Source organism: Puniceicoccaceae bacterium (genome assembly GCA_040224245.1).
GTDB lineage: Bacteria > Verrucomicrobiota > Verrucomicrobiia > Opitutales > JAFGAQ01 > JAKSBQ01.
Genome location: JBEGIR010000087.1, coordinates 53,976 through 74,514 on the forward strand (window position 1 = coordinate 53,976; position 20,539 = coordinate 74,514).

Genomic DNA, 20,539 nt, shown 5'->3' on the forward strand with positions numbered 1-20,539 from the left:
CCGAACTCCACCATGATGGGATTGTCAGATTGGGATGGATCAGAATTTGAAGGTATTGGTCAGGGTCCAGACGGTCTCGCTCGGAATGCGCGCCTGGGCGATGGTGCCATCGGGATTGGCCGAAATCGGGATCAGTTCGTCGTCGGAGAAGAGGTTGCGAACGTTGAGCTGGATGCTCCAGTCGATACCGTTCTTGAGCACGCGCTGGTAACCGATCCAGGCGTCAATATCGGTCTCGCTGGGTCCGTAGATCGGGTTGGCCGCATCGGTTACCCAAATCGCAGCGTCTTCGTTGTATTTGGGATAATAACCAATGGCTGCCTTATCCTGCCAGCGAACCGCACCGCCGATGTTCACGTTCTTGAGCCGTCCGGTCTCAATCTTGTAATTGGTGACCAGGTTCATGCGCCACTTGCGCAACTCGTTGACGGACTGCCCGTTGCCCGCAATCGCGTTCTGATACGGACCAAACACGTTCTGCATCATGCGACCGCCAAAGGTGTCGCCGACCGAGGAGTAGGTTGTATTACCACCCCAGTGACGCACATCGGCAATCCCGTCAATCGTCCAGTAGGTCAGGTTGCTGGGTCCGCCGGGATTATTGTCATACCCGTCAAACCAGAGGTCCTTGTTGGCTTCGATGAAACTGGCCCAGTCGGAGAGCACGTTGCTGCGCTCGGCCTCGGCCTTGGCGGCGTTGAAGGCAATGCGCCAGTTGCTCTTGGGATTGAGGGTGAGTTCAAACTCGATGCCCTTGGACACGAGATCGTTGGTCAACTTCTGCCCGGCAGGCGAACCCTCACCCCAGATGCGGTAAGCGTCACCTTCGATTTTTTCGAATTCCTTCGAATCCACCCAGGTCATGTCGAGCGGGCGGAACCACTCCGCATTGCTGCGCGCGGCAAACCATGCTTCACGATAGGCAATCTCCTCGGCATCCAGTGGCGGAGCCAGATAAGGTTGATCGGTATCGGGGTTGATGTCTCCTTCATCGACAAAGCTTGCCGAACCGGGAACTGCAGAGCGCCGAATGCGCAGCGGCTGGTTGACCAGTGCACTGAGCTGTTCCTGCCAGTTGTCCGGAAGGGGCTGGGAGGCAACGCTCTGATCATAGGAATCGCCAAAAAACCACTCGTTGACGAGGAACTCGGGGGTGACTTGTGTCGGATCTGCCTTCTGGGAGTCCCACGTCTCCTGCGCAAGTGTATTCATCGTGCGGACGATGCCCGCCTTTGCCCAGTAGATCATGCCGGACGGGTCGCTGAGCGTCGTATTCTTCTGCACGGTTTCATACCAGGTGACACGCAGTGCAACCTTGTTGTCAAAGGCCGTCACGAGGAAGCCGTAGTCCGTCGTCTCTCCGGAGGGGGCTGCCAGTTTATTGCCATACACATCGGTCCCCACTTCCGACGGACGGAAGCTGTTGGACTCGTTGTAATTGAGGCTGAGGGTCATGCCTTTTGGCATTTCATAGCCAAACATCTCCAGAATTTTGTCGGCATGCACCACTAAGCCCCAGCTGCGGCGCTCTTCTTCGGCGACGAGCGGTGTGACACCGTCATAGTTCCAATCGGAGCTGTAGGGCAATGGAACACGGTATTCATCCCGCACGAGCACGTTGGGCTTATCCCAGCGCTCGTATTCATCGCGACGCCAGCCAAAGAGTGGAACAATCGCATCATTGAGCAGTTTGCCCTGCCAGACCACCGACATCGAATCGGTCGTATCATAGCCCTGTGAGGTGCCCGTATAGAGGCGATCCAGGTCATCACGGTAGTTGAGCAGGTTCAACTGGGCGTTGTGCCAGGTCTGGGTGTTTTCATCCCAGAGCAGCGTATTGTTGGTCGTTCCGGGATTGTGTTTGCTGGTCACGCCATGAATCGCTGAGGAAGGAATGCTGTCGAAATCCGACACGTTGAGCAGGCTGTCGCCGATGTAATGAATGCCCCACCAACTGAAGTAGTTGGGAGAGTTCAGGTACGGATTGCCGTAGCTATCCACATCCCAGTTGTAGAGATCATAGTTGCGGTGAAAGTTTTCGTAGCGCTGACTGGAGTAGGTCGCCGTCACGGTTTGTTCACCAAACAGAGTGGTCAACCAACCTTCATCGATATAGTTGGAGAGGTCGAATTTCCCGAAGGCAGTTGCGCGAAATGCACGACGGTCCTCTTCGTTGTTCTGTCCCGAACTGGGACCAATGAGAACTGGACGACCGACATCCGGATTCGGCTCTCCGTCCCGCAGCACGGTGTTCACGTCAACGGTCACGCGGTTGGTGCTGATGGCGTTGTGATATCCCGAATCATAGTTCTCCCGGTAGTAGGAGAGATTCACGCCTGCCAATCCGTCGAAGTAGGTCTGGGTCAGCGACATTTCGATGGTATCAAACTCATTCCACTCGCGCTTGTTGGGTCCCTGGATCGTGCGATCAATGAACGCCAGCGGTCCGCTCAGGATCATCTGCGTGGGCCAGAGGCTGGAACCAAACCCGTTGAAGGTATTCCCAGTCTCACTTTCGTAGCGTGATATGATGTCCATGACCAGCGCATTGCCAGCGTAGTAGCTTGCACTGTTTTTGTTCCAGACGCCCGTGCCGCCTTCATCGTAGTTGGGATTGGTCACACCGCTGAGTCCTCCCCAGGGCGAACCATCGCGCTGCCGGTAGGCATCCATGCGTCCGTTACCGATGGCGTTGCTGTTGGGTTGCTGAAAGATGGTTCCCGGTGAGGAGTTCCACCAGTCCCGCGCCGGTGCGCCTGAAAAGTAGTGCGACAACTCACGATGCTGCACGCCATCCGGGTCCGTCGGGATCCCGTTGCTGGTGAGCGGATCATACATGAGGTATTGGTTGAGCGGACCAAACCAGTTGGTGATGAAGTCCGCTGCGGTCACGGGGACCGGTCGGTTTCCGCTGAGTTTTCCATACTCCGCACGCACATCGATCTGGGTGTAGATGCTGTCTGCCAGTTTGGGTTGCCAGCGCATGGCCGCATAGAGGCGACGGTCGTCATCGTAGGTGTGATCCTGGCGAAATTTTTCCTCATCGTTGAGTCCGACCACACGCACTGCGAGTGTATCGTCAATGATGGGCAGGTTGACATCCACCATCTCACGATGCGAACCGTAGCTGTCCATGCTGATGCGCACCTCGCCCATGAATTTGCTGGGCGATGCATCGCGCAGGGTCGCATTGATGATGCCAGCCGGACTGCCCAATCCAAACAGAATCGAGTTCGGCCCACGCTGGATGTCCAGGCGTTCGGTATTGTAAGCATCCATCGGCAGGCTGGTCGCGAAAAAACTGCGCGTCAGGTCGGCCGTATTGAGTCCGCGCAGGCGGGTGCCTGTCTGCGGATTCACCAGCATGCGGTTGCGGTAACTTCCGTCATTGGCATCGGTGCCGTAATAGTTCCCGCCGATACCCGCCACTTCCGCACTGGTCTGGTAGATGAGGATGTCCTCAAGATTGACCGATGCGGTATCGTCAAAAAACTCACGGGTGACGACCGAAATCGCCGAGGCAACGTCCTTGAGATCGGTATTGATTCGGGAACCAGCGAGCGATGAAGTCGCCAGGTAACCCATGTTTTCATCGGTTAACACCTCGAAGGGAGACAGGGTATATACTTCACTTTGCTCAGACTCAGATGACGCATCTTCCAGATCCGATTCCCTCTCTGTCTGAGCGACAGCGAGGCTTGGTGTGCACAACACCAGCAGCAACAATCCGATGGATCGTTGGGTTTGCATAGCTTTCATAATCACTTTGGGTTTGGGGTTTGGTCGTGATTCGACGAACTGGGGGAGAGACCTGGAACGGCTTATGGTTCGCGAACCAGGTCGTCGCCTATGAAAATTTCTGCATTGCGGATGCGACCGCGCTTCGAGGTGCCCGGAGCGGGCACAAGGGTGAATCCACTCAGGATTTCCTCCCGACCAAGGTCGATGACGATGGCGTGAGGATGATCCGGGGTATTGTGGGCAAAGTAGGTACTCCAGACGCTGGAGGTCTGACCATCGATTGCGTTTTCCGCAGTTCCGTCCATGTCGTGGCGTTCTTCACTGCTGACGTAGGCAATCGTCCAGCGCTCGTGCGAAATAGCCTGTCCTTCAGAATCGAGCAGATCGATCTCACCGACGGAAGCAACGATCTCCTCATTCCAGGAATCCTGGGTGAGCAGGCAGAAGTAGCGGCCCCGTGCCAGCTGGTCAAAGTGCACCACCTGTTTGGAGGGGCTGTTCTCAAAAGAAACCTTCTGATGCGGGAGATGCGACTCAAGGTTGAGTTCCCGTAATTTACGACGGGGACCCGAGAAGTCGAGTTCCGGTCGGAGCTGATCCAGCACGGGGGATTCGCGACCGGAAATTACCGGGGATTCGGGGCCGAGCAGATCCAGCACCACAATCTCGTTTTCCCCGGGCTTGAGCCACGGGCCAGGCAGGTACATCGTCTGCGTGGGTCCAATGTTCCAGAAGCGACCGAGCGCGTGGCCATTCACCCAGACCACTCCCTTGCCCCATCTGGAGAGGTCAAGAAAGCTGTCACCCGTTTTGTCGAGATCGAAGGTCGCCCTCCAGAAGCGGGGCTGCGCGGACTGATCATCGCTGACGTTGCGGTAGGACAATTGCTCCCGGTAGGACTGCTCCAGGGTGAGCGGATAGTGTGCCCAGTCGAGGAGTTCGGTACTTTCACCCGATTCCGAGATCAAGGTCACGGGTCCGTGCATGCCCTTGCGGTCGTGAATCTCGGGACCAAAGTTGATGCGGCCCATCGACCACACGAAAATTTGCAGGCGGCTTTCCGCACTGCGCTCGGGTAGAGGAACCTCGAAGGACCGACTGCGACGGTCGGTGACTCCGAGGAACACTCCATCGAGATACACCCATGAAAAGTCATTGATCGCCTCCGCACGGAGCGTTCCAGCGGAACCCGGTGCAAGCTTGGTTTCATACACCATGCCCGCACGATACACATCGAGCGTTTCGAAGGTTTGGGGTTCCGTGTGCTGGATGGACTCGGGCAGATTTTCCAATACGGCTGCCTGTTGGGAGAATGAAATGGCGGGGATGGAAATCACGGGATTGCGTGCCGGGGGTTCCGGGATCCGCTGACCATCCGGCAGGTGTTGCTGGACCATGTCCCGCAGCATGAAAAACGCATCGGTGGTCCAACCTGCTTCCGAGACCGGAGCATCGTAGTCATAGCTCGAGGTGTCGGGTTTGAAGGGACGATCTGCCCCAGCCCAAAACCCAAATGTCGTGCCGCCATGCACCATGTAGATGCTATAGGAGGCACCCATAGCAGTCATCTTATCCAAGGTTGGAATGTAGGTGGACGGATCACCATCGTGGTGTGGGTTTCCCCAGGTATCAAACCAGGCGGGGTAAAACTCCCCACACATCAGGGGTCCGGTGGGCTGGAATTCCCTGAGCGCCGCAAACGCAGAGTCGGGGTCGCTGCCAAAGTTCACCACCTGAAACAGATCTGGATCAAATCCACGTGCAATCGAATAGGGTGGATTGCAGGCAAAGAGCGGCACTTCAAATCCAGCATCCAGCAGGGCCTGCTTCATCTCGCCCATGTAGGCCGCATCATCTCCGTAAAATCCATATTCATTCTCCACCTGCACCATCAGGATGGGGCCGCCCTGCGTCACCTGCAGCGGTGCGAGCTGCTCACCGACCTGCTCAAAATAGCGGCGCGTTGCCTCGACAAAGCGGGAATCGCGGGAGCGCAACGCAATGTCTTCATGCTTGAGCAGCCACCAGGGAAGTCCGCCCATCTCCCACTCGGCACAGGAATAGGGTCCCGGGCGCAAAATCACCCACAATCCCGCTTCCTGCGCAAGACGGCAAAACTCCGCCACATCCGCCTGGTCCTGCCAGGTGAATTCGCCCTCGCGTCGCTCGTGAAAATTCCAGAAAAGATAGACGCAGACTGCGTTCATGCCCGTGGCCCGCACCATTTCAATGCGGTGCTTCCAATACTCGCGCGGCACACGGGCGTAGTGGATTTCACCACAGCGAATCTGCAGGGGTTCACCATTGAGCAGGAAGGCCTGTTCTCCGATCTCAAAAGTGGCAGCAGCAGCATTGGGTATCGACGCTACGCCGTGCGCTGAGCATCCTGCAAACAGGATAACCATTACCGACAGGCGCAGCAGTGTGCGAACCACACTGCGGGTTCGAAGGATTTCAATCATGGGTAAGTCGGGGTCGACAGAATCGCTTCTGGTCAATGGGTGAATAACGCAAAAAATTCGATGGATAGTATAGCCGCTCCAGATCGACGCATCTATCCCCCATTGGGGTGAAAATGGAATCGAGGCACAGAACGGCCGTTGGAAGGGTCTGTACTTTTCCTTTCCATCGGCTGCACACGCGGTTAGATTTCTTGATCCACCTGGCTTCGTTCGATGAAACACAATGCCTGCATGATTCCCGAAGGGTTTGAAGGACAGCAGCTTTACCGTGTGCCCGCACAGGCACTGCGGCGCATGCGCTCACGCCCCTTCACCCGGGATTTCATCATCACTGACCTTGGTTTTTTTCCAGCATCGCGGGGTCATGGAATCACGCGTCCTGCAGGAGTTGACCAGTGGATTTTGATCTTCGTGAACTCGGGAACGGGCTGGGTTGAAGCCGATGACACTCAGCACCAGCTGCGTGAGCATGAAGTGCTGCTGCTTCCACCCGGGAGGGGCCATTCCTACGGGGCCAGTGATGCCGACCCGTGGAGCATCTTCTGGTTTCACTTTGAGGGCAAGGGTAGCCATGCTCTGCTCGAATGGTTAGGCGATGTCGACCCGGTGATGCTGCGGCGCGCCCAGTCCCCGGATGGAATGCGTCGGCAGTTTCGTTCGATTCTCAACGGGGTCGAACGCGGTTACCCGGATCATACGCTGCTCGAGCTTTCCCGAACCCTCATCAACGTGCTGAGTCTGCTGCACCGCAATCCACCCCATCCACACCGCAACGACGCTTTCGAACGCATGGAGGCCGTCATGGTCCGCATGCGCGCCGATCTTCGGCAACCCGGAAGTCTGCAGGACTATGCACGCACTTGCGCGCTTTCGGTGCCGCAGTTCTGTCATCTCTTCAAATCCCACACCGGCATCAGCCCCATGGCTTACCTGACCGAGCTTCGCATGCAGCTCGCATGCGAATACCTCGACACCACGGACTGGAGCGTGAAGCAAATCGCTGCGGAACTCGGATATGCCGATGCCCTGTATTTCTCGAGGGCCTTCAAAAAATGCGTTGGCAAATCCCCCAAGCAATACCGGGACGCCTGGTGACGAATCTGCATCCTGAACCACTCGAAGCATCGATTCTTTCTAAACCACTTCAGAGCGAAGCGCATTCAAACCCTACTTGTCGGGTGCGAAGCAAATTTCTCAGAAAACACAGATAGGTTTTAGTCGAGACCCATTCCCCAACCCCGTTCTCGCCGGATCTTCTCTCATGGCAATTTCCCTATCTTGCGTAGGGCTCCCGTTCGCCGGGAGCCGCCGTTCCCCCAAGCCATCGGTTCCCCCATAACGGAATTTGGAAAAATTTCGCCCCCTGGAAACACTCGAATACCTCAACGGTTCCACCTTTTCCCAGTAACAAGTTCAAGAACTACCCACAAAAACCTGTTGCGCGCAACGCATCCTGTTGGACTAGCCTCGCCAGACCATCGAGAGAAGCGCAGCGGAACGATGTTCTGACTGCGCCCTTCCGGCACTGATCCGGCTTTCGCTTTCAACTATTTCTCATTCGACATCGCAGCTGCGCTGCACTGTGCGTCAGCCTTCTCCAACACTGAGCCAGCCAAGAGCATCGATTTTTCGCCATTGCTGCTAACAGCCGCATTTCGCAACTCAGGGACTTCCCAATCAGCTGCGTTTGATATGCACCCACACCCAACCCTGGTTGTTGTCGAATTTGTCGATGAGGTCGAGTTTGCTGGAAAGGTCGTTGGCGGCAAAGCACAGTTCGCCGTCGGTCCATGCTTCCAGTAAAATGGAGTAGGCTTCAAAAGCATTGGGCGGAATAGGAATTTCCATTCGCTGCCAGTCGGACTGCCCGATGCGGACCACGAGTTCAAACCAGTTTGCGGCCTTGCACAGGCGTCCACCGCGCGCGCTTTGAATCATCCGCTTTTTGAGAATGCCCACATCGACGGGTTTTCCCTTTTGATAAGGTCTGCGGCTGGCGTCGTCAGTGCTCCAGCCGAGAATATCGCAGGGATCGAAATCCCCATCCTTCCAGACCTGGAGTCGGGAAAGGGTCAAGGTGTAGCGAGTGCCTTGCAGGACTTGAATGTGCGAGGGGTTGGACTTCAGTCGAGCGAATACCCGGACTCGGGATGACTCACCCTGCTCGAGAAGCACGGCGCTCGATGAGGCGGGTGGATGCGCTTGGGGAAGCGCGTTCAGTTCGGTTGCAAAGCGACGCTTCAGATTCGTCGGGCGATAGCTTGAGTCCTGCACCCAGCGCTCACGAGCGGAGGCATCAATATCGCTCCAACTCACGGCAGCTGCGGGCAAAGGACGGCGCTTTTTGCCATAGAAAAAATCAATGTCCTCCGGGAAGAAGATGCTCGAATCGGTGATGGCGTGGTCGTGCAGCCGCTCGAGGTCGGCGTTGAGGTCGATTCCCAGCGCAAATGCTTGTTCGATCATCCAGACGAGGCACCGGTTGGAAAGTCCGCGCTTTTCCCAGGAACCACCGCCCACGCAGCCATGATCGCCCGGAAACCAGTGCTGTACCAGCTGCGTCACAGCATTGCCCGGTGCGATCTCCATAAGGGTTGCCTCAAACTCCTTGCGCAGCTCGTCAATGGCGACGGCATGCAGTGCCCGTTCGATGTGGTCGCCAAGCAGCACATCGTGAAACTGGTAGCGCTTGCGCAGCAGATTGTCGATGGGAAGGAATGGAACCTTGTCCGGGATGCCCAAGGCTCCGACCGTGTCCCAGCATCCCAGCAGGGTCACTCGCGGATGCGGCACACTGAATGCGGACTTGAACGCCTGCTGCTGCTCCGGTTTGCGACTGCGGTACAGCTCGAGCGCTTCCGGGATCTGCTTCAGATTCCGGCGAGGCACAATGCCGACTCGGCCGATCAGACCCGCGACGCTTCGAACTGTGAAGGCACCCCGACTGAAGCCAAAGAGGCAGATTTCGCAGTCTGGCTCGTGGTTCACACAGATGAACCGGTAGGCCTCATAGATCAGGTGGTCGATGCCTTTTCCCAGTCCACCCTGCCAGAGGCGTTCAATGCCGTTGGCATCCGCTCCCACGCCATCATCGTAGAAGACACACTGGTAGACAGGTTCTGTCCCGGACTTGCCGGTTGCCTGGATGCATTGCACCAGGCGACCCACATTGGTCAGGTAGCGCATGCGGAGATCGTTCCAGGTTCCGTCACAACAGACAATGAGGCGTTTTTTCATCGGAGGCTCCTTTCAAAGGTGAGGGTTAACCCCAGCATAGTGTGCTTTCATGGCCTGGGCGAGGGCCTGAACTACCTGATGAAAGGTAGAAGAGTGAGCTGTAGAGCGAACATCAGGGTCAATTTCCACAGGAAATCATAGCGGCAGTTTGAAGGAAATCCGCAGGACGCTTATTTTTTCCATTCATCTTCTGTTGATTCAACCCCTTCAAATCATGAAAAGAAGTTACCTGATTGCGATTCTGCTCTCCGCTTTGGCGATGTTCATCTGGGGAGCTGTGTATTGGATGAATCCTATTGCCTCTGCTGTGTTTCAAGTGCCTGAGGACGACGCACAGGCCCAGTCGGCCCTGAGTGAGCACTTCCCCAACGATGGCGTCTACTGGGTACCCGGTAATATGGAACACGCAGACTCGTGGAAGCAGCTTCACCAGGCGGGTCCCATCGCGCTGGTGTCGATCACGCATACCGGAAAAGATCCCATGGCGGCATCCGTCATGTTATTCGGGTTTGTACACATGATCGGATATGCGATTTTACTGCTGTTGTTGCTGCGCGCATCTTCAGCACTGCGCAAGACCTACCTCTGTCGGGTACAGCTGATGGCACTGGTGGGGCTGATTTTGGCATTCTTCACCGAACTCGGGGCGATGATCTGGTTTTATCAACCTGTCGCCTATTCACTGCTGCTGGTAGGGTATGCGTTCAGCGTGACGCTGGTCGGAGGAGCCGTGCTCGCCATCTGGGTGCGTGAGTCTGCGGATGCCTGAACCTTCCTTCTGGATCTGGTGGGTCCATGCAGTGCCCACCGCTGCGCTGTGGTGTAGCGGTTACGGAATGGGTTGCGGTGATAGGTAACTCCCGTGACTGCTACACAAACTCGGGCTGCTGAAGCAGACCGTGGATGATCTTCAAACCCTGCTGCAGTTGTTCCCGGGATTCGGGGCCACTGATGGCGACCCTTACGGCCTCGCATTGTGCCCGATCCCGGCTCATGCGGTAATGTTCAATCGGAGTGACAATGACCCTGTGTTCGCTTGCCTGCCGAGCGAAGTCAGTTGCGTTCCAGTGCTCCGGCAGTTCCACCCAAACAAAATAACCCGTGTCGCACGAGCGCAGATTGACTCCGGGTAAGAGCTGGCGACACAGCAGGTTGCGGGCGCGGGATTCCTCCCGCTTGCGCTGGATGGTCGCAACTGCGGTTCCATCAAGGATCCATTCCCGTGCGATGCGGGCTGCGAGGGGTGAGGCCATCCAGAGAGTGTCTGCAATCGCGTGTTCAAGCCGTTTGACGTAGCCCTCTGGAGCACTCAGGTAGGCAAAGCGCAGCCCGGGGGTAACGGGTTTGGAGAAGCTGGCGATGTAAAATCCCAGCTCCGGGCACGCGGCGGAGAGCGGTGTCTGAGGCGATGGATTGAGCAGTGCATACGCATCGTCTTCCACAATCAGCAGCCGCTGCTGTTGCACAACCTTGCAGAGTGCCCTGCGGCGCTCTTCACCCATGCAGCCGGTTGTGGGATTTTGAGTGCCGGGCATGCAGTAGATCCCATGAAGGGTGTGCTGCTTACAGGCAGATTCAAGCGCGTCGGGCAGCATGCCTTCTGCGTCCATTTCGATTGGCACCAGACGCAGGTTGAAGCGTCGGGCGAGGGTCTTGATCAAGGGATAACTCAGACGCTCTACTGCCAGGGCATCGCCTGGACGAAAGGCAGCGCTGAGGATGACCGTGAGCGCATGCTGCCCGCCTGCCGTGATCAGGACTCGGTCGGTCGCGCTCGATAACAGGTGGTGTTCCCTCAGCCATTCGACACCGAGTTCGCGATCCTGAAATTTGCCGCGCGAGGGGTAATAGCGCAGACTCGATTGCAGATCACATTGAGAGCTGAGTTTCTGGAAAGTGGAGGAAAGGTCAGGGTCGAGGTGATGCAATGGCAAATTCATGCCCATGTCCACAGCCTCGTTTGCGCCGTCTTCAGGATGTTCGAAGCAGCGCTCGGATTGTGAGTCGGTGCCCGCAAAGGTGCCCCTGCCAGTTTCGCCGCGCAGCAGTCCGCGTCGTGCAGCTTCGGCATAGCCCCGTGTGACCGTTCCCACAGTGACACCAAGCCGGTCTGCAAGTTCCCGGTGGGTGGGCAGGCGTGTTCCGGAAGGTAAACGCCCGGTCTGCAGATCGCGCTCCAGTGCGTCTGCGATGGCACGATAGCGGGGACCTGGAAATGCATCGAGCAAAGGATTCCACATTGTCATGGTGACAATAAAGACATTGACTGCATAATTGTGTCAAATAATTTGCATGATCATGAGCATCTCCATCGTCGAATATCAACCCGCTTTCCGTGAAGCCGTGCGGCGCCTCAATGAGGCCTGGCTGAGTGCCTATTTTGTGGTTGAGCCTTCAGACCGGGTACAGCTGGGAGATCCTGAAACCCACATCCTGCAAAAAGGAGGATACCTCTGTTTTGCCGCAACAGACGAAGCTGAAGTGGTGGGCGTGGGAGCGTTGATGTGGGTCAAGCCAGGAGTTTATGAACTGAGCAAAATGGCAGTCGACCCGGCATTTCAGGGTTGTGGAATCGGCCGTCGCATTGCTGTGCGTTGTTTGCAGGAGGCAAGACAACGAGGGGCGTCCCGCGTGATCCTTTACACCAACTCACGATTACAGGCGGCGATTCACTTGTATGAATCCCTTGGCTTCGTCTCAGTGCCATTGCGTGAAGCGCCCTATGGCCGGGCAGATCGCCGCATGGAATTGCAGTTGGCGCAGCCCTCTTTCGTCGCCGAGCAACGCAATCCCTCACAAGCATGAACTCGCGTAAGCACAGTTTGATTCGAGGCATGGTGAGCGTCAGCCCACTGATGCTTGGAGTTATTCCCTTTGGCTTGATTTGTGGTGCCAGTGCGGTTCATGCAGGCCTGTCCATGCAAGAGGCAGTGGGCATGTCGGTGGTGGTGTTTGCCGGAGCCAGCCAACTGGCGGTCACTCAGCTGATGGCATCGGATGCGACGTGGTGGGTGATTCTCTTCACTGGCATTGTGATCAACCTGCGTATGCTCCTGTACAGTGCGTCGATCGCAAACTTTGTAAGCGGTGCGCATACATGGAAGAAGTTCGGAATCGCCTATCTGCTGACGGATCAGGCCTATGCCACCTCACTTCAGGAGTATCAGCGTGAAAAGCAGGGATTGTCGCACCGGTGTTGGTTCTACTTTGGAGTTGCGGGACTCATGTGGGTATCGTTTGTGGTCTCGACGGCAATGGGGGCGATGCTGGGCAACGGGATCCCCCCGGAGTGGGATCTAGGGTTTTCGGTGCCGCTGACCTTTGTAGCCCTGCTCATGAACACCCTGAAGGATGATCGTTTCGGATGGGCTGCCCTCATCGCAGGCCTTCTGGCAGTAGGGTTGTATCCCTTGCCCTTCAATCTGGGCATGCTGTTGGCGGCGTTGGTTGCGATCATGCTGTCATCGTGGATCGAAACGGCATGGAGGAGTTTGAGATGAACCCGTTCCAATTCTGGATTCTCATGCTGGCACTGGGACTGATCACGCTGGGCATTCGCGGATCGTTTTTCCTACTGCCAAAGACAGTGCGACTGCCGTCCGCGTTGCGCAGCATGATGCACTACATTCCTACTGCCGTTTTTGCCGCACTCAGTCTGCCAGCACTCTGGTTTGCCAAACCTCAATCCTACGAACTGCACGATCCCGCTCGCCTGATTGCGGGCATGGCCGGGGCGCTGGTTGCATACTTCTCGGGCAACGTGCTCTACACGATCACTTCCGGATTGCTCACACTGTGGTTACTGCGATTTGGCCTCGGATGGTCGTGAGAGCATGAATCATGAAGCGTGAATCCAAAATCTTGAACAGACGGATGCCCGCCGTCGGCATGAATCCGAGCTGAGTTGTGCTGCGGCAACCCAAAACCTGTTGCTCGCAGCGCAAGCATTGGGGCTGGGAGCCTGCTGGCAGGGAGATCCCTTGCTTGCGCAGCATGAGCTTCGAAAAACATTGCAGCTTCCGAAAGAGGTGAAGGTCGTTAGTTCAGTGGCACTGGGTTACGCAGCTTCAGCTGCCTGCCCGCCTGCTCGACCGTTGCTACGTGAAGCCATGCTCTGTTTGGCGATTCCATTTGTGGGATTTTGAGGCGTCCCATTTGTGGGAAAACCCAGTGGGATTGAGCATGTGATTTTAGGATAAAAAATTTATCCATTTTTTTAAATGACTGAATAGGAGTTGCTTATGTTTTGTGAAATGAAATTGGCACGCATCCTGTATCAATAGGAATCGTATCGGGAGCCAAGGCTCCATTTCCACAACAGCATTCATCGAATCATCAACCGACACACACCATGAGCTTCATCATCATCACCGCATTCGTCGCAGCAGGATTGGCCTTCTACTTTCGTCAGGAACTGAAACAGAGCGAACTCTGATCCGCTGAGCACTTTTGTCACTGAGGGACCGGCATGGCATGCTACGCTGGAGAATCTGGCGAAGGACCCGCGTGACAAACCTTCAACGACTCATCAACAAAAACAACATCGAAAGCCCCGGTGGTTCTGACCGCCGGGGTTTTTTGTTGCCAGTGTGCAAACCATTCCGGAGTTGAATTTCAAACCAGGGCTGCGCAGACTGGCACCATGGAAGAGATCCAGACCCTGAACCACGAGCTGGTTGCCCGCCTGATAGCGGATGCCAAGGCATCGCCACGCCTGCGGACCCATTACAATTTCCACGCAACACTTGAGGAGAATCCGCACCGCTTTCTCAATGTGATGCTGCGAGGCTCCTATTTCACTCCGCATCGCCACTTGCAGCCCCCCAAGTCCGAATCCTTTCTGGTGCTGACGGGAGAAGTGGGATTTCTGCAGTTTGATGATGCAGGCCAGGTGATCCAGACCCAAAGGCTCCGCCCGAATGGCTTGCTGGAGCATGATGGAAGTGTAATGGGGGTGGATGTTGCGCCAGGGGTTTGGCACAATCTGGTCGTCCTGTCTGAGGTGGCGGTGTGTTATGAAGTGAAACCCGGACCCTATCGACCCAGTGACGACAAGGAGTTCGCCGAATGGGCACCACACGAAGGGCAACCCGGCTGCACGGCCTATCTGGAATCGCTGTTGCGTCACTTTCCTTCCTGAACCCCTTTCATCCGCCACACTCATGGAAAGCAATCCGCGGAGTGATACCCGCTTTGGAGGCATATTGCGACTCTACGGACCCGATGCCTGGACGCGTATTCAAACGTCGCGCGTGATGGTGGTCGGCATTGGTGGAGTGGGATCGTGGGCGGCCGAATTGTTGGCGCGTTCGGGAGTCGGTGCCATCGATCTTGTCGATCTCGATGATGTATGCGAGAGCAACATCAACCGGCAGGTCCACGCGCTGCAGTCGACGGTTGGGCAGAGCAAGGTTGACGCCATGGCGAAGCGCATCGGTGAGATTTCCCCGGACTGCAAGGTCACCGTGCATGCGAGTTTTCTCACGCAGCGCAATGTTGCGGAGTTGGTGCATGGCGAAATCGATGCGGTCTTTGATGCAATCGACGCACTGCGACACAAAATCACGCTGCTTCAGCACTGCCGCAGTCACAAGATCCCGCTCCTGGTTTCTGGAGGTGCAGGGGGTCGCAAGGATCCGACCCGCGTTCGCATCGAAGACATGGCGCACACCCGCAACGACAAGCTGCTTCAGAAAATGCGAAAACAACTGCGAAGCCAGCACCGGTTTCCACGGGATACGGCAAAAAAATTTGGCGTCGCCTGTGTCTTTTCCGACGAACTCGCCAGTTTGCCCTTTGATGCTGATGGAAATTGTGCGGTTCGTCCCGGTGAAAGCCTGCGGTTGGATTGTGCTTCCGGGTTTGGCACGGCGGGATATGTTACGGCCGCGTTTGGCATGGCGGCAGCTGGGTGGATCGTTGAGCAAATCGCCCGTTCCTCCTGAGCATGCGGTTGAATGCGAAAGTGATTGTCGAACCGACGGAGTAACCGTATGCTGGCAACTTTGCTTCGTTACGGAGTCAATTCTCAACTCAACAACATATCACCATGCGAAAATTCCGCAACATCCTGTCCTGCGCAGTTATCGCGCTGTTTGGCATTGTCTATCCTGTCCACTCCTCCGAGAACGATGGAATGCCACCGCTCATTGATCGCGAAATCTTCTTTGGCAACCCAGAGATCATGGGGGGCCAGCTGTCACCCGACGGCCAATGGATCACGTTCCTGAAACCCTACGAAGGGGTACGCAACATCTGGATCAAGAAGGCGAATGAACCCTTCGAGAACGCACGCCCACTCACCGCGAGTGAGAAGCGCCCGATCCCCGGCTATTTCTGGAGTTGGGACAGCCAGTACCTGCTCTACGTTCAGGATCGAGACGGTGACGAAAACTACCACGTCTATGCGCTCGATCCACACGCTGAGGTCCCGGACGGTGCCGTTGTTCCCGAAGCCCGCAACCTGACGGATGCGGAAGGAGCACGTGCCGCGATCTACCGCGTATCCAAAAACGATCCCGACCTCATGTATGTTGGACTCAACGACCGCGATTCGGCCTGGCACGATCTCTATGAAGTGCGCATTTCCACGGGCGAACGACGTTTGCTGTTTGAAAATACACAGGAAATTTCATCCTGGACCTTCGATACCGAGGATCAGTTGCGCCTGGTCAGCAAATCCACACCCGAAGGTGGCACGCAGATCCTCGCAGTTGAGGGAGAGGACCTGCGACCCATTTTTGAATGTTCCGTCGAGGAGACAGCCTACATTGCCCACTTTCATCCCGATGGAGACAAGGCCTATCTGGTCACGAACCGTGGCGACTCGGTGGACCTGACCCGGTTGATGTACATCGATCCGGTGGACGGCAGTGTGGAACTGATCGAACAGGATCCCGAAGGAGCGGTTGATTTGGGTGGAGCATGGTTCTCCGATTTGACCGACACCCTGATCGCCACCACCTATCGCGGCGACAAAACGCGGCGCTATTTCAAGGACAAGGAATGGGAGGCTGACTACCAGTGGCTGCAGGAGCAACTGCCGGGCTATGAGATTGGCATTGGTTCCAGCACCTTTGACGAAACTCAGTTTTTTGTGAACGCCTACAGCGACACCGATCCCGGTTCGACGTACCTCTTCGACCGCGAAGCGCGGACACTGGAGTTTCAATACCGTCCCCGCCCCCGCATGCCCATTGCGGATCTCGCTCCCATGCAGCCGATTCGCTTTGAATCGAGCGACGGATTGCAGATTCCCGCCTATCTGACACTGCCCGTGGGACTCGCGCCAAAGGATCTGCCGTTGGTCGTTTTCCCTCATGGCGGACCCTGGTCGCGGGATTACTGGGGTTACCATTCGTATGCCCAGTTTCTCGCCAATCGCGGATATGCCGTATTGCTGGTCAACTTTCGCGGTTCCACCGGGTTTGGTAAGTCGTTTCTGAATGCAGGCAATGACCAGTGGGGTGATCTCATGCAGGATGACCTCACCTGGGGTGTGAAACACCTGGTGAATGAGGGCATCGTCGATCCCGAACGTGTTGGCATCATGGGAGGTTCCTACGGAGGCTATGCGACGCTGGCGGGCATGACCTTCACCCCAGAGCTGTATGCGGCCGGGGTATCCATTGTCGGACCTTCCAATCTGCTCACTCTTCTCGATTCCATTCCACCCTATTGGGAATCCTTCCGGCGCGAACTCTATGAACGCGTTGGAGATCCGTCGATTGAAGCGGAGCGTGAACGCCTGATTCGCCAGTCCCCGCTGAACAGTGCGGACCAGATTCGTGCACCCTTGATGATCGTGCAGGGCAAAAACGATCCGCGCGTCAAGGAAGCGGAGTCGGAACAGATCGTGGTCGCCATGCGGGAACTCGGGCTGGATGTGGAGTACATCAACGCGCCCGATGAGGGACATGGATTCAGCCGACCAGTCAATAACATGGCCTTTCTTGCCGCTGCCGAAAAGTTTTTTGCACAGCACCTTGGAGGACGCTACCAGGAGTCCATGCCGGAAGATGTGGCCCAACGTCTCGGGGAAATCACAGTGGACATCGCCACTGTATCCCTCGCAGCAGAGGATTAATCGCCAGCGATAGAACTCGCGTGCATTTCCTGTCCGTGGCCTGCCCTTGCGGTGCAGGTTGCGGCATGCCACCCATACCCGCTTTCACTTCGTGACGTGGGTGCGGGTGGAAAATGGCTGTGGCTCGGAATCAGATCTCGATTTCGAGCACAACCGGGCAGTGGTCCGATCCCATGACGGATTGCAGGATGCTGGCATCGCGCAATTGTGGCGCAAGTTTTTGGGAAGCGAGCCAGTAGTCAATGCGCCACCCGATGTTGCGCGCCCGTGCGTTCATGCGAAAACTCCACCACGAATAGGCGTCGCGTTCGTCCGGATGAAAGTGTCGGAAGGTGTCGATGTAACCAGCGTCCAACAGACGCGTAAATCCCGCGCGTTCCTCGTCAGTAAATCCCGCATTGCGCCGATTGCTGTCGGGGCGGGCGATGTCGATTTCTTCGTGCGCCACGTTAAAATCGCCGCAGGATAGCACCGGCTTACTGGCTTCCAGATGCTGCAGGTGTTCGCGGAAGGCAGGGTCCCATTCCTGTTCGCGATAAGGCAGGCGCAACAGGCCGTCCTTGCTGTTGGGAGTGTAGACGTTGACCACGTGAAAGCCTTCGAACTCCACATTCAGCACCCGTCCTTCCGTGTTGTAGATGGGGTCCTGCATGCCTCTGGAAAACGAGAGAGGTGCGATTTTGCTGCAGACCGCAGTGCCCGAATAGCCCTTCTTTTCTGCGGAATACGAGATCACATGCGGAAAGGGAAGTTCCAGCTTGTCCATGACAGTGGGATCAGCCTTGATCTCCTGCAGGCACAGGATGTCGGGATCTTCAGCGGAAACAAAGTCCATGAAGCCCTTGTTGATGCAGGCACGAATGCCGTTGACGTTCCAGGAGATGAGTTTGATGCGTTGAGCCATGAGTGTAGTGGGATGGATGGATTGAGAGACGAAGGGCAGAGGTCAATCGAGTTGACCCAGTTCAACAGATCGGTCGTGCGCGGCCTGCACAGCCCGAGCGACAATCGCGGCGAAACCGTCGGATTGAAATTGTTCGATAGCGGCCTGAGTGGTGCCACCGGGCGATGTGACTTGTCGGCGCAGTTCTGCGGGATCGAGGCCGCTCTCATCCAGGAGTTTCGTTGAACCGATTACCGTTTGCCGGGCCAGCATCATCGCAACATTGTCGGCAAAACCCTGCTGTTTGGCAGCCTCAAACAAGGCTTCCACGAATAAAAAGAGATAGGCGGGACCGCTACCGCTCACGGCGGTGATCGCGTCCAGCTCCTGTTCTTTCACTTCAATGAAAACCCCCATCGAGCTGAGCAGGGATTCCACGGTGGACCGATCAGCCTCATTGAGAAGCCCACGAGCAGCGAATGCGCTGACTCCGGCTCCAACGCTTCCCGGAGTATTGGGCATCACTCGAACATGATTGCGGCAAGCAGGCATTTTGCACATCAGCTTTTGCAGTGGAGTGCCAGCCAGAATCGAGACCAGCAACGTTTGCTTCGAAGCTTCCACAACTACGGGCGAGAGTGTGGACAGTTGCTGGGGTTTACAGGCGAGCACCATGGTGTCAGTCTGGAAGGGTGTGCTGGCATCCAAATCGATAAGACCGATGCCAGTGTCGGCAACCAGAGACTCAGCGGTTCCGTCGTTGGCCGAACAGCAGGCGAGTTCATCCGGGCGAAGCCGTTTGGAACGAAGCAGGGAACGAATCATGGCAGAGGCCATGCGACCCGCGCCGATGAAAGTGATGCGAAAGGATGGTTCCGACATGGGTGGCGATTCAAACCACAGCCCCCGCTCTTGGCAAATCTGAAAGCACACCCGTGAGGGCTGTGGGGAAAACGAGCGGTGATGGCGGAGTCCGCCGGACTCTGCTCAGATGCGCACCTTGATGCGGGCGCAGACCCCACCGGTTTTGCGTTCTTCGACGGATAACTCACAGTTCACGTTGCGCAGGGCATGCCGTGCCACCGTCAATCCCATTCCCCGACCTACGGAAGTTTTGGTCGTGATGAAAGGTTCGAAAAAATTATCCTTCACTTCCTCGTCGATGCCATTGCCCTGATCGAGGATTTCAATGAGGAAATGCGAACCGGGCTTCAGCTCGCTCTCTCCTTCGGGGTAGCGAACCTTGATCGTGATGGGGCGTTCCATCGCGTTCTTGTCGTAGCTTTCCCATGCATTGATCAGCAGCTTGCCTACCGCTCCCTCAAAAATTTCGCTGTTGGTTTCGAGAACAAAATCCTTTGGCAGTTCACTCTCCACCCGGACCTCCGAGTCGACCGAATACTCGTCCCGGTAGCGCTGGATGGTATTGTCGAAGAGGTCCATGAGGTTGATGGGGGTCAGGTGGGTGTCTTCCTGAGCAGCCATGGAACTGAGTTGGCTGACGATGGTCACCATGCGCGAGATGGCACTCTCCATCGAGTTGATGCTTCGCTCCACGAGTTCGGGTTTGTTCTTCCCGATTTTCATCAGATCCATGTAGCCCACGACAACACCCAGCAGGTTGTTCAGGTTGTGGGCAATGCCCTGAGTGATCGCACCCACGGTTGACGTGCGCCGCATTTCGGCGAGGCGGTTGGAAAGATCCAGATTCTGACGGTGCATTTCCTGCACCCTCAGTTGAGTCTGGATGCGGGCCATGGTTTCGTCGAGTTCGAGCGGCTTGGTGATGTAGTCGACCGCACCTGTGTCGAGTCCCTGAAGTACGTCTTCCTTTGCCGATTTTGCGGTGATGAAGATGATGGGAATGTCGGAGGTTTCCGGATTTGCCTTGAGCTTGCTGCAGGTTTCGATGCCGTCCATTTCGGGCATCATGATGTCGAGCAGGATGATATCCGGTTTGTTCAAATCCACCATGCGCAGGCATTCATGCCCATTGGATGCGACCAGCACCTCCATGCCCGCCTTTTCGATCTTGCGCTGCACGATCTTGATGTTGATGGGCTGGTCGTCGACGATCAGGATTTTGGGCTTTGATTTGCTCATGTTGACTGGGGGTGGATGTGGGACGAA

15 protein-coding genes are annotated in these 20,539 nt (G+C 56.3%); 8 read left to right on the top strand and 7 right to left on the bottom strand.

Features of this window, described 5'->3' with window-relative positions; all coding sequences use genetic code 11:
- Positions 1-39 precede the first annotated feature (39 nt).
- Together ABQ298_14740 and ABQ298_14745 are read right to left on the bottom strand one after the other, a co-directional pair.
- A complete protein-coding gene (locus ABQ298_14740; protein MEQ9825641.1) occupies positions 40-3,750 on the bottom strand; it encodes a TonB-dependent receptor plug domain-containing protein in 3,711 nt (1,236 codons plus the stop codon).
- Positions 3,751-3,821: 71 nt separating this feature from the next.
- Entirely contained in the window at positions 3,822-6,203 is a 2,382-nt protein-coding gene (locus ABQ298_14745) for a beta-galactosidase (protein ID MEQ9825642.1), read from the bottom strand.
- Between the two features lie 213 nt (positions 6,204-6,416).
- On the opposite strand from ABQ298_14745, the gene ABQ298_14750 reads away from it, so the two are divergent.
- Positions 6,417-7,298: an AraC family transcriptional regulator gene (locus tag ABQ298_14750; GenBank protein MEQ9825643.1), complete on the top strand. Its 882-nt coding sequence runs from the start codon at positions 6,417-6,419 to the stop codon at positions 7,296-7,298.
- Between the two features lie 582 nt (positions 7,299-7,880).
- Here ABQ298_14750 and ABQ298_14755 read toward each other — a convergent pair.
- Entirely contained in the window at positions 7,881-9,440 is a 1,560-nt protein-coding gene (locus tag ABQ298_14755; protein ID MEQ9825644.1) for a DUF2235 domain-containing protein, read from the bottom strand.
- A 214-nt stretch (positions 9,441-9,654) separates the two neighbouring features.
- On the opposite strand from ABQ298_14755, the gene ABQ298_14760 reads away from it, so the two are divergent.
- Complete coding sequence (locus ABQ298_14760) at positions 9,655-10,209, top strand: hypothetical protein (protein MEQ9825645.1); 555 nt, start codon at positions 9,655-9,657, stop codon at positions 10,207-10,209.
- A 100-nt stretch (positions 10,210-10,309) separates the two neighbouring features.
- On the opposite strand, the gene ABQ298_14765 is transcribed toward ABQ298_14760, so the two are convergent.
- Positions 10,310-11,686: a PLP-dependent aminotransferase family protein gene (locus ABQ298_14765; GenBank protein ID MEQ9825646.1), complete on the bottom strand. Its 1,377-nt coding sequence runs from the start codon at positions 11,684-11,686 to the stop codon at positions 10,310-10,312.
- A gap of 52 nt (positions 11,687-11,738) precedes the next feature.
- Here ABQ298_14765 and ABQ298_14770 point away from each other — a divergent pair, with 52 nt between their 5' ends.
- The 6 genes from ABQ298_14770 to ABQ298_14795 all read left to right on the top strand — a co-directional run bounded on the left by ABQ298_14770 (position 11,739) and on the right by ABQ298_14795 (position 17,526).
- Entirely contained in the window at positions 11,739-12,245 is a 507-nt protein-coding gene (locus ABQ298_14770) for a GNAT family N-acetyltransferase (GenBank protein ID MEQ9825647.1), read from the top strand.
- Positions 12,242-12,940, top strand: a complete 699-nt coding sequence (locus ABQ298_14775) for an AzlC family ABC transporter permease (GenBank protein MEQ9825648.1) — start codon at positions 12,242-12,244, stop codon at positions 12,938-12,940. The genes ABQ298_14770 and ABQ298_14775 overlap by 4 nt, the downstream gene beginning before the upstream one ends.
- Positions 12,937-13,269 carry an AzlD domain-containing protein gene (locus tag ABQ298_14780; protein MEQ9825649.1) on the top strand — a complete coding sequence of 111 codons (333 nt, stop codon included), beginning with the start codon at positions 12,937-12,939 and terminating at the stop codon, positions 13,267-13,269. The genes ABQ298_14775 and ABQ298_14780 overlap by 4 nt, the downstream gene beginning before the upstream one ends.
- An 813-nt stretch (positions 13,270-14,082) precedes the next feature.
- Positions 14,083-14,580, top strand: a complete 498-nt coding sequence (locus ABQ298_14785; protein ID MEQ9825650.1) for a WbuC family cupin fold metalloprotein — start codon at positions 14,083-14,085, stop codon at positions 14,578-14,580.
- Between the two features lie 22 nt (positions 14,581-14,602).
- Complete coding sequence (locus ABQ298_14790; protein ID MEQ9825651.1) at positions 14,603-15,385, top strand: tRNA threonylcarbamoyladenosine dehydratase; 783 nt, start codon at positions 14,603-14,605, stop codon at positions 15,383-15,385.
- A 104-nt stretch (positions 15,386-15,489) separates the two neighbouring features.
- On the top strand, positions 15,490-17,526 hold the full coding sequence (locus ABQ298_14795) for a S9 family peptidase (protein MEQ9825652.1): 2,037 nt from the start codon (positions 15,490-15,492) through the stop codon (positions 17,524-17,526).
- 130 nt (positions 17,527-17,656) lie between these two features.
- On the opposite strand, the gene ABQ298_14800 is transcribed toward ABQ298_14795, so the two are convergent.
- From ABQ298_14800 to ABQ298_14810, 3 genes are all read right to left on the bottom strand, one after another.
- Positions 17,657-18,418, bottom strand: a complete 762-nt coding sequence (locus tag ABQ298_14800) for an exodeoxyribonuclease III (protein ID MEQ9825653.1) — start codon at positions 18,416-18,418, stop codon at positions 17,657-17,659.
- Between the two features lie 54 nt (positions 18,419-18,472).
- Positions 18,473-19,291 (bottom strand): pyrroline-5-carboxylate reductase, encoded by an 819-nt coding sequence (gene proC, locus ABQ298_14805; protein ID MEQ9825654.1) that lies wholly within the window; start codon positions 19,289-19,291, stop codon positions 18,473-18,475.
- Between the two features lie 105 nt (positions 19,292-19,396).
- Positions 19,397-20,512 carry a response regulator gene (locus ABQ298_14810; GenBank protein ID MEQ9825655.1) on the bottom strand — a complete coding sequence of 372 codons (1,116 nt, stop codon included), beginning with the start codon at positions 20,510-20,512 and terminating at the stop codon, positions 19,397-19,399.
- Positions 20,513-20,539 lie beyond the last annotated feature (27 nt).

Coding starts and splice junctions, on each gene's coding strand:
- ABQ298_14750 (MEQ9825643.1), top strand. CDS start 6,417: ATGAAACACAATGCCTGCATGATTCCCGAAGGGTTTGAAGGACAGCAG.
- ABQ298_14810 (MEQ9825655.1), bottom strand. CDS start 20,512: ATGAGCAAATCAAAGCCCAAAATCCTGATCGTCGACGACCAGCCCATC.
- ABQ298_14745 (MEQ9825642.1), bottom strand. CDS start 6,203: ATGATTGAAATCCTTCGAACCCGCAGTGTGGTTCGCACACTGCTGCGC.
- ABQ298_14775 (MEQ9825648.1), top strand. CDS start 12,242: ATGAACTCGCGTAAGCACAGTTTGATTCGAGGCATGGTGAGCGTCAGC.
- ABQ298_14785 (MEQ9825650.1), top strand. CDS start 14,083: ATGGAAGAGATCCAGACCCTGAACCACGAGCTGGTTGCCCGCCTGATA.
- proC (MEQ9825654.1), bottom strand. CDS start 19,291: ATGTCGGAACCATCCTTTCGCATCACTTTCATCGGCGCGGGTCGCATG.
- ABQ298_14780 (MEQ9825649.1), top strand. CDS start 12,937: ATGAACCCGTTCCAATTCTGGATTCTCATGCTGGCACTGGGACTGATC.
- ABQ298_14755 (MEQ9825644.1), bottom strand. CDS start 9,440: ATGAAAAAACGCCTCATTGTCTGTTGTGACGGAACCTGGAACGATCTC.
- ABQ298_14765 (MEQ9825646.1), bottom strand. CDS start 11,686: ATGACAATGTGGAATCCTTTGCTCGATGCATTTCCAGGTCCCCGCTAT.
- ABQ298_14760 (MEQ9825645.1), top strand. CDS start 9,655: ATGAAAAGAAGTTACCTGATTGCGATTCTGCTCTCCGCTTTGGCGATG.
- ABQ298_14740 (MEQ9825641.1), bottom strand. CDS start 3,750: ATGCAAACCCAACGATCCATCGGATTGTTGCTGCTGGTGTTGTGCACA.
- ABQ298_14790 (MEQ9825651.1), top strand. CDS start 14,603: ATGGAAAGCAATCCGCGGAGTGATACCCGCTTTGGAGGCATATTGCGA.
- ABQ298_14770 (MEQ9825647.1), top strand. CDS start 11,739: ATGAGCATCTCCATCGTCGAATATCAACCCGCTTTCCGTGAAGCCGTG.
- ABQ298_14795 (MEQ9825652.1), top strand. CDS start 15,490: ATGCGAAAATTCCGCAACATCCTGTCCTGCGCAGTTATCGCGCTGTTT.